The organism is Agrobacterium sp. (assembly GCF_032092815.1).
Taxonomy (GTDB): Bacteria; Pseudomonadota; Alphaproteobacteria; order Rhizobiales; family Rhizobiaceae; genus Agrobacterium.
Window position 1 is genome coordinate 17356 of the sequence record NZ_DAMDBP010000051.1, and the last position, 8586, is coordinate 25941.

Genomic DNA, 8586 nt, shown 5'->3' on the forward strand with positions numbered 1-8586 from the left:
CGCCGCGACCCCGGAACAGGTGGGAGCCGCCAATATTCATGCCTATGTCGGCATTGCCATTGTGTTTCTCGCCACCTTGCGCCTTGCCGTGCGGTTCAAAACCGGCGTGCCACCGCAACCTGTCGGTCAACCGCCCATCATTCACCGGCTGGCCGGCTTGGCGCATGGGCTGCTTTATGCCCTGCTATTTGCCATGCCCTTGTCGGGCATGGCGGCATATTATCTGGGGGTGGATGCGCTTGGCGGCCTGCATGCCGAGGTCTTGAAAACAGTGCTCTGGCTGCTGATCGGCCTGCATGTGGCCGGGGCATTGGCCCAGCATTTCTACTGGCGAAGCGATGTGCTGCGTCGCATGACGGTGTCGTGAACACCGTTCTGCAGGGCTCAGGCCTCGCGGTATTTGGATATATCCGCTGAGGTAATGGTGCGGATGATGCGCGCCGGGTTGCCGCCAACCAGTGACATCTCTGGCACATCACGAATAACGATGGCGCCAGCCGCAATCACGCTGCCACGACCAATGGTCACGCCGGGCATGATCTGCGCGCCGGCACCAATCCACACATCATCTTCGATGGTGACGGGATAGGCATATTCCAGCCCCTTGTTGCGCCGTTCCACATCCAGCGGATGGCCGGCGCAGCAAATGTGTACATTGGGTGCCACAAACACATTGTTGCCAATGGTTACCTTGGCGCAGTCCAGAATGCACAGATTGACGTTGGCGTAAAAATTTTCGCCAATCTCGATGTTGTAGCCGTAATCGCAGTTGAACGGCGCTTCGATGTGAAAGGCCTTGCCGGTTTTGCCAAGCAGCTTGCGCAGGATCTCTTGGCGTTTTTCCAGCTGGCGCGGCGGCGTGGTGTTGAATTCAAACAACGCATCCTTGGCGGCATGGCGCTGCTCGATCAGTTCTGGGGCGTTGTTGGCATCATACAAAAAGCCGGCCAGTGCCTTTTCCATCTCGGTCATGTCTTTATCCCTATGCCGTTGTTGTTACGGTGTCTTTGTTGTTTGCCCGGTTGCGCGGGCGGACGGCAGGTGCGGCCAGAATGGCTGCGAGCAGCAGCGCCAGCACCACCAGCATGGCATTGCGCAGGCCAAAATTTTCGCCGAGCAGTCCCAGCAGCGGCGGGCCAACCAGAAAGGCAATGTAACCGCCAATCGTGACGATCTTGACCCGCTCTGCCGAGTTGGCACCGGAGTCACCGGCCGCAGATATCGCGACCGGAAAACCAAGCGATGCACCAAGCCCCCACAGCAGCACCGATGCACCGGCAAGGATGGGGTTGTGGGCAAAGATAACGCAGGCCAGCCCCAGCGCCCCAAACACCGCACTGGTGCGGATCACCGCCGAGCGGCCAAACCGCTCCAGAAAATACCCGCCGGCAAAACGCCCAATGGTCATGGCAGAGGCAAACACCAGAAACACCAGCGAGCCCGCCGTTTTGGAAAAGCCGTGCTCATCCACCATCAGGATTGGCAGCCAGTCATTGGCCGCACCTTCGGCCAGCGCCACCGCCAGCACGATCAGCGCAATGGCCAGCAGCCGCGGGTCACGCCAGTAATCGTCTTTTGCATCAGTGGAAGTGCCCGCCGCCTGGCTCTTGTCGGTCTTGGCCGTGCCGGCCGGCACAAAACGGATGAAATAAAAGATCGCCGGAACGATGAACACCGCAATCAGCGCCAGGTGCATTTCCACCGGCACCTCAAGCGCGTTGGCGGCCATGCCAGCCAATGCCCCCAGCACCGTGCCAAGGCTGAAACAGCCATGCAGCGCATGCATCAGCGCACGGCCGGACTGCCGCTCCACCATGGCGCCATCAATATTCACGGCAATTTCGGCAAGCCCCATGCCAAGGCCAAAACAGCCAAGGCCGATCGAAACGATCAGCGGTTGCGCCGTGACTGTGCCAAGCGCCATCACCGCCACGCTGCTGGCCACCAGCCAAGTGCCAGCCAGCATCACCGCGCGGGTGCCAAACCGGCCAACCGCAAAGGAAGACAGCAAAATGCCGCTCATGGAACCCAAGGATAGACCCAAAAGCACCAGCCCCATTTCGGCAATCGACACCTCGATCCGGTCCCGAATGGCCGGCGTGCGTGTGACCCAGGAGGCCATGGCCACCCCCGGAATGAAGAAAAAAACAAACAGTGCCAGGCGTCTTTGGTTAAGGGATGGCATGATAAACCTTGGTCAACGAGCGGGATTGCTGGTATATGTACATTCGTACACAGCGTCAAGATTGTGAGACTGAAGCCATGACTAAGCGTGACATTTCTGCCAAGGGCCGCAGGCCCGCCAACGACCCGGAACGGCGGGAAAAAATCATTGCCGCCACGCTGGAAACCATTGCCCGGGTGGGCGTGGCAGATACCACCCACCGCCGCATTGCCGAAACCGCCGGCCTGCCGCTTGGTTCGCTCACCTATTATTTCTCCGGGCTGGATGACATTATCGCCGCTGCCTTTCGCCAGCTCTCCATCCAGGTGTCGGACCATCTCATGCAGATCATGGCAGATGCCGCGGACAAGCAGCAGGCGAGGGTGGCGCTGGTGGATTATCTCTGTGATGACGGCCCGGTGCGCAGCACCGACCTGACCTTGAGTTTTGAACTTTACGCCTATGCCTCGCGCCGGCCTTTGCTCAAAACCATCATGCTGGACTGGATGGCCGCCAGCCGCCGCGCCTTGCAGCAGCACTTCACCGCCGACGAGGCCAATGCGCTGGATGCGATGATTGAGGGGGTGACTATTCACAACAGCATCAACCCGCGCATGCTGGACCGCGAACATATTCGGCTGATTGTCGAGCGCCTGTCTGCCTAACTTCTGCGCGAAAATACCGCTGTTGGCACCCGAAAAAAGGCTGATTTTCCTTCGTTTTTGTCGTGTTTCGAACAGTTATTTAGAAAAACGAAATAGTGTTTGGGTAAGTTGGTGAGATCAGGAGGCTGATTCGCGAGCAAATACGCGCCGTGTACCAGTATAGGAATGGTATACTGGTGTTTTTAAGGCGAGTTTTATTCGCCATGCAACCTTGTCAGCCAGATCGTCAGGTAACTTGGGAAGCACTTCTTTGTTTACGCAGCAGCAGTTGTCCTCAATCCTTTCGTCCCTTCCGGATCCCGCCTTCATTTTAACGCGCAGCGGCCGTTATGCCGCAGTTTTTGGCGGCAAGGATGTGCGCCATTACCACGATGGCAGCGGCCTGGTGGGCCTCAACATGTTTGATGTGTTGAAGGAAGAAAAAGCCCGCTGGTTTGCCAATGAAATTGAAAAGGCGCTGCAAAGCGGCGTGCTGCACATTGTCGAATATGAGCTGAGCGGCAGTGATGTGAAGGGCGTGGGCGATGGCCCCGGCGAAATCATCACCTTTGAGGGTCGCGTGCAGGCGCTGGGTTTTCCGGTGGACGGCGAAGAGGCCGTCGTCTGGGTGGCCAGCAACATCACCGAAAAGAACGAGGTGCAGCACAAGCTGCGCTTGCTCAGCGAAACCGACGCGCTGACCGGGCTTTATAACCGCCGCAAGCTGATTGAAACACTGGATGACCGTCTGGCGATTTTTGAACGGGAGCGTGACCAGACTTCGGTTCTGGTGTTCGACCTCGATAATTTCAAACGCCTGAATGATGAAATGGGCCACCATGCCGGCGATGCCGCGCTGGTGGAAATTGCGCGTCTCTGCCGCCAGAACCTGCGACAGAGCGATGTGATTGCCCGTTTCGGCGGTGATGAATTTGTCGTCGTCATGCCCGGCACCCGCAAGCCGGACGCACTGGAAATTGCCGAACAACTGCGCAAGAACGTGCCGATTACCTTCCGCCAGAACCTGCGCTACGAATCCACCATCAGCGGCGGCGTCAGCGAATTCGGCACGCCGGACCGCTTCTCCAGCGATATCCTCAAACGCGCCGATGAAGGGCTCTACCTGTCCAAACGCGCCGGCCGCAACCGGGTGTCGGCGCTGTAAGTGGTTGTTTTTTGCCTTCTGACTTTGCACGAATGTTGCGCGTCGTCCGATACCCCCGTCATGTCAGGGTTTGTCTCTGATATCTAACCACATCTCGTCAAACGACAATGACACCACCCCAACCACCCTTCATTCCTGTGCTTATCACAGGAATCCAGGCCAGCCCAAGTCTTTGAGCTGAATAGACTTTTTCCGCCGCGCCGACGCAAAAGGTCTGGATGCCTGTGACAGGCACAAGGCATGAGGTCGTGATTGTGGAGCCTCTTGAGCCAGACAGTGTGCGTTGGCGATAACGATCAAGGCAGCGCCACTCGCACCCCTACCTCTACCCCTGTGGGAGAGGAAGAAAAATCATGGTCTTGGCTTCAGCCAAGTCATAGATTTTTCAGGTGAGGGGTTTTGTTTTCCACCACCATAGTTCAAGAAAAGTCCTTGAGAATTTACCCGATTTTTCTCAAAGCTACGCGCCAACTACACGATTGGGGCAAAGGCAGAGACATGGCAAAAACGGCGCTTATCATCATTGATATGCAGATGGACATGCAGCAACGTATCGAAGCCGGGCGGGACCATGTGAACGGTGACGCGCCGGAAAAGATAACTGCGCTGGCGACCGCCTTTCGCGCCAAGGGACACCCGGTCCTGCACATCCGCCACGCCGAGAACAATCCTGCCTCGTCATTTCACCCGGATGCACCGGGTTACCAGCCAATGCCATGCGCTGAAGAGGCGGGCGCCGAGCCTATCTTCGTCAAAAACACCTCGTCCGGTTTTGCCTCCACTGATCTGGCCGAATACCTGCGCAGCAACGGCATCGAAGATCTGGTGGTAACAGGCGCAGTCGCCGGTTTCTGCGTCAATTCCACCGTGCGCGCCGGCGCTGACATTGGTTTCCGCATGACCGTGGTGCGCGACGCGGTGCTCGGCTTCGACCTGCCATCGGCCAACCTCTCTGCACAAACGATTTTCGACGTGACCATGGCCCATCTGGAGGCCGACTTCGCCCGCGTGGTCGATACGAAAACCTTGCTGGCTGGGTGAGGGTAACAAGTGGATTACGTCGCTGTCGTCCTGACTGCTTTGGCTGTCATCATTGTCCTTATTGTTGCGGCAATTGTGGCTCTGTTCCTGGGGCTACGACGGTTGTGGCGCAACACAAAACCCGACCAGACCGTCGCAAGAGGCCTGATTGTTGCCTTGGGTGTCGGCATCATTGCGTCCTGTTATGTCGGCCTCAAAATTCATGAGCGCAATTTTGTGCTCGCCCGTGTTCCCGCACCGCTGGACGTTGCGGAAATTGAATACCGTCAGGAAGAACTCTGGGGCGTTGGTTTTATGCCCGGCGATAATGAGACTGGTCTTGTTGTTTACCGATTGACGGATGAGAGCGCCGAATGGGCGCGCAGCAAAGGCAACCAGTTGCCGCAATCTCTCTTGGGCGAACAGCAGGCGTGGGCTCAAACACCAGTCGCAGATAAAGACGATGAATGGGGTTTCGACGAAACTTATGATCCGGCGACAGGACGTACGCGCGATCGCTATCCGCCGGATATCTCGGGCTTTCTAGGGAAATACGGCTTTGATATCGTGATTGAAGATGCGCTTCAAAGCGAAGTGAACAAAGTGATACAGTCTCCGGGATCGTTCTATTCTTACGGATCAGGTGGCAGCGTCACCATTGTCGATCCTGCCAACGGCAAGGTGTATTTTGCTTACGCGGGGTGATGGGGTGTTGCTCAAGGCTCATTGTTTGATGCCGACCGTGCCCCACTCTCCACCTCATGCCTCGTGCTTGTCACAGGCATCCAGTCGTCACGCGTCTGCGTGACGAAAAGACTCTCCCATCCCCAAGACTGGGGATGACTGGATCTCTGTGACAAGCACAGAGAAGAGGGAGGTCGTGGCACCCATCGGGACACATCGCAAACGTGGTTGATGAGGTGAGGCAGCTCCACTCGCGCCCTTACCTCTACCCCTGTGGGAGAGGAAGAAAAATCATGGTCTTAGCTTTAGCTAAGTCATAGATTTTTCAGGTGAGGGGTTGTGCCGCGAACCTTGCCTCCCTCTCTGCCGTCATCCCAGGGCCTGTCCCTGGGATCTAACCACCTATCCGCAACCGCAACATCTCTGATTGGCGTGATTGGATCCTCGCCTCAAGGGCGAGGACGACGCCGAGAGACCTGCAGCCCAACTCAAACCCACATCACCCACCCAAGGGATCATAGTCCATCTGCGCGCGGGAAACGGCCTTGTCATACACAACAGTGCCATCCGGCAGCATCACCGGTTTGTTGCCGCGCAGCTTTTTCGACACCGGCTGGGTAAAGGTCAGTGCCAGCGCGTCGCCCTCATTGGGCGATGGAATGCCGCGTGCCTTCATGTCCTGTTTGCTTTCCAGCTGGATCTTGCCATCCATGCGCGCCACGGTTTCCGGCCCGACAAGGTCCTGGTAAAGCGTCTCATTCTGCGGGTCTATTGCGCCGCCAGCCTTGATCCAGCGTTTCATCTGGCCCCAGATATAGGCGCGGATGTTGTAATATCCGGGGTCGATTGTCTTGGTGGAACCGAACCACACCAGCTGCCAGTTGCGGCCCATGGTGGTGCCGCAGCTGACAATGCCGGTGCCATAACCGGCATCCACAAACACCGCATCGGCCTGATATTCATCCTCAAACCGCGCCACCAGATTGGCCACCTCAACATCATTGTCGTTGCGCGGAATGCTGGCCAGCCTTTTGCAATAAAGCCCTTGCCGCAGCATGATCACCGTCGGGTCATCACCCGTCCAGGAGGGGTCAACGCCAATGATCACGGGCGCAAATCCATATTGCGCCTTGCGTAAATGCGTGGCGCGCGCCCGGTCCAGATCATCAGCCGAAATGAACTGCATGGCAGATTGAGAGGGAAACTGCCCGCGCACACGCACCTTCACATAATCGCTGTCTTCACCGTGATCATCGACCATGCGCTGCAAAAACTGCTTGTTGGTGCCGGGCACCGTGCGGCTGTCAATCTGCCGACCAATCCAGCGATGCCGAAAGCGGCGAAAACATTCGCGAAACCGGCCGCTGTTGCGCGTCGGGTTGCCAAACACCACCCAGATGATGATGGTGTTTTCGTCGGTCAGCGCGCCTTCGGCCACCTCCCACACCTTGTCGTGAATTTTGGAGGCCTCATCAAACAGCAGCAGAATGATCTTGCCCTTGTTGTGCAGGCCGGCAAAAGCCTCGGTATTGGTCTCGCTCCAGGAAATGAAATCCTGCCGCCAGCTTTCGCTGCGCTCCGGATCGCGGCTTTTAATCGCCATAGCCTGCACATCAAACCAGTGGGCGGTAATCGACATGCGAAACCACTTGCCGATTTCCGGCGCTGTTTTGGTGCGCAACTGCCCCTCGGTATTGGCCGTCGTCACAATCTTGCAGTCTTCAAAACATGACATCGCCCAGTTGGACAACATGCCCATTTCGGCAGATTTTCCAATGCCATGGCCTGATGCGACAGAAACCTGCAGCGGCTGATAACGTGTTTGCGGGTTCTGCAAATGCTGGCCAATCAGATCATTGATCTCGTCCTGCCAGCCGCGTGGCCCGTCATAACCATCCAGCTCGCCCAAACCCCAGTCCCAGGCCAAACGGCTCCAGCGCCTGGGGTTGAACTGGCAGGCGGCCGCCAGCGTAATGATTTCATCGTCAGGGTCTTGGCCAAGGTCCAGATCTTCGGTCATTACATCTGTCTCCATCTGGAGATATGAGGCAAAATTGACCCCAAAATACTGATGGGAGTTGGGAGGAAAACGGTCGGGAATTTGAACTTAATACATTGATTCAATGCGGTATTTTTAAATTCATGAAATCTATCACCATATGGTGATATCGCAGAAATTTGCAGATGTTTCGCCGGGTAACTAAATGGGAGATACTGGCTCATGCGCCGGCCTCCAGCTCGCGTTTGCGGGCCCGTTCCAGGCGCTCGGCCAGCGCCTTCAAACCCTTATGTTTGACAATGTCCTGAAACGCATTGACCTGTACATGTTTGCCAATCATCTCAAGGCGGCGGGTGCGGTCCACCAGCTTCAGCTTTTTCACATGGCCAACCAGCTTGCGCTCATCGCCACGGCCCTCATAAAGCGCGGTAATTTCCACGTCGGACACCAGCCCGGTGCGCCACACCGCTGGCCAGTCTTTCACCGGCAAAAGGTCACCATTGTCATCATAGAGGTCGGCAATGTCGGCCTCAGCCTGTTCGGCCAGCCGCGCCAGCACCCAATCGGCATCAATGGTGCTGCGGGCGCGCTGCGCCTCTATTGCCGCGTTGATGGCCGCCTGCACATGCGCCTTGCGCAACAGCTTGTAACCCAGAACCTTGGCTGTCTGCGGGCTGTATCCGGCACGGATTGCTGCCTGCGCCACGTCCTGATCACTCAGATAATGCTCTACGAAACTGGCCTGTTGCGCCGTCAGTTTTGCCATGGGTACTCACGCCTCTCTAGGGCGTCAGCATTAGCGGGCAGATGGTTGTGGTGGTGAAGGGGGGCGTATGTGGCTGCCACTCGCACCGGTACCTCTACCCCTGTGGGAGAGGAAGAAAAATCATCATCTTAGCTTGCTAAGTGA

General features: G+C 57.1%; 9 protein-coding genes. 5 read left to right on the forward strand and 4 right to left on the reverse strand.

Annotation, left to right across the window (positions count from 1 at the left end; genetic code table 11):
• Positions 1 to 367, forward strand: a 367-nt coding sequence (locus RT613_RS20950) for a cytochrome b/b6 domain-containing protein (RefSeq protein WP_313618314.1), incomplete at its 5' end; no start/stop codon positions are given.
• A gap of 17 nt (positions 368 to 384) precedes the next feature.
• Here RT613_RS20950 and RT613_RS20955 read toward each other — a convergent pair.
• Together RT613_RS20955 and RT613_RS20960 are read right to left on the reverse strand one after the other, a co-directional pair.
• A complete protein-coding gene (locus tag RT613_RS20955; RefSeq protein ID WP_313618315.1) occupies positions 385 to 972 on the reverse strand; it encodes a sugar O-acetyltransferase in 588 nt (195 codons plus the stop codon).
• 10 nt (positions 973 to 982) lie between these two features.
• Positions 983 to 2185, reverse strand: coding sequence for an MFS transporter (locus tag RT613_RS20960; RefSeq protein ID WP_313618316.1), 1203 nt, complete (start codon positions 2183 to 2185; stop codon positions 983 to 985).
• Positions 2186 to 2262: 77 nt separating this feature from the next.
• On the opposite strand from RT613_RS20960, the gene RT613_RS20965 reads away from it, so the two are divergent.
• The 4 genes from RT613_RS20965 to RT613_RS20980 all read left to right on the forward strand — a co-directional run bounded on the left by RT613_RS20965 (position 2263) and on the right by RT613_RS20980 (position 5698).
• A complete protein-coding gene (locus RT613_RS20965) occupies positions 2263 to 2829 on the forward strand; it encodes a TetR/AcrR family transcriptional regulator (protein ID WP_313618317.1) in 567 nt (188 codons plus the stop codon).
• Between the two features lie 268 nt (positions 2830 to 3097).
• Entirely contained in the window at positions 3098 to 3973 is an 876-nt protein-coding gene (locus tag RT613_RS20970; protein ID WP_313618318.1) for a GGDEF domain-containing protein, read from the forward strand.
• Positions 3974 to 4471: 498 nt separating this feature from the next.
• Complete coding sequence (locus RT613_RS20975; protein ID WP_313618319.1) at positions 4472 to 5014, forward strand: isochorismatase family protein; 543 nt, start codon at positions 4472 to 4474, stop codon at positions 5012 to 5014.
• Between the two features lie 9 nt (positions 5015 to 5023).
• Positions 5024 to 5698 carry a hypothetical protein gene (locus RT613_RS20980; protein WP_313618320.1) on the forward strand — a complete coding sequence of 225 codons (675 nt, stop codon included), beginning with the start codon at positions 5024 to 5026 and terminating at the stop codon, positions 5696 to 5698.
• Positions 5699 to 6176: 478 nt separating this feature from the next.
• On the opposite strand, the gene RT613_RS20985 is transcribed toward RT613_RS20980, so the two are convergent.
• Together RT613_RS20985 and RT613_RS20990 are read right to left on the reverse strand one after the other, a co-directional pair.
• The gene (locus RT613_RS20985; protein ID WP_313618321.1) at positions 6177 to 7697 is read right to left on the reverse strand and encodes a terminase; all 1521 of its coding nucleotides are present in this window, start codon (positions 7695 to 7697) and stop codon (positions 6177 to 6179) included.
• Positions 7698 to 7896: 199 nt separating this feature from the next.
• On the reverse strand, positions 7897 to 8442 hold the full coding sequence (locus RT613_RS20990) for a terminase small subunit (RefSeq protein ID WP_313618322.1): 546 nt from the start codon (positions 8440 to 8442) through the stop codon (positions 7897 to 7899).
• Positions 8443 to 8586: the final 144 nt, after the last annotated feature.

What these genes read in the sequence shown, in the direction of transcription:
- RT613_RS20955 (WP_313618315.1), bottom strand. Translation starts at nt 972, where the DNA reads ATGACCGAGATGGAAAAGGCACTGGCCGGCTTTTTGTATGATGCCAAC.
- RT613_RS20960 (WP_313618316.1), bottom strand. Translation starts at nt 2,185, where the DNA reads ATGCCATCCCTTAACCAAAGACGCCTGGCACTGTTTGTTTTTTTCTTC.
- RT613_RS20965 (WP_313618317.1), top strand. Translation starts at nt 2,263, where the DNA reads ATGACTAAGCGTGACATTTCTGCCAAGGGCCGCAGGCCCGCCAACGAC.
- RT613_RS20975 (WP_313618319.1), top strand. Translation starts at nt 4,472, where the DNA reads ATGGCAAAAACGGCGCTTATCATCATTGATATGCAGATGGACATGCAG.
- RT613_RS20985 (WP_313618321.1), bottom strand. Translation starts at nt 7,697, where the DNA reads ATGACCGAAGATCTGGACCTTGGCCAAGACCCTGACGATGAAATCATT.
- RT613_RS20990 (WP_313618322.1), bottom strand. Translation starts at nt 8,442, where the DNA reads ATGGCAAAACTGACGGCGCAACAGGCCAGTTTCGTAGAGCATTATCTG.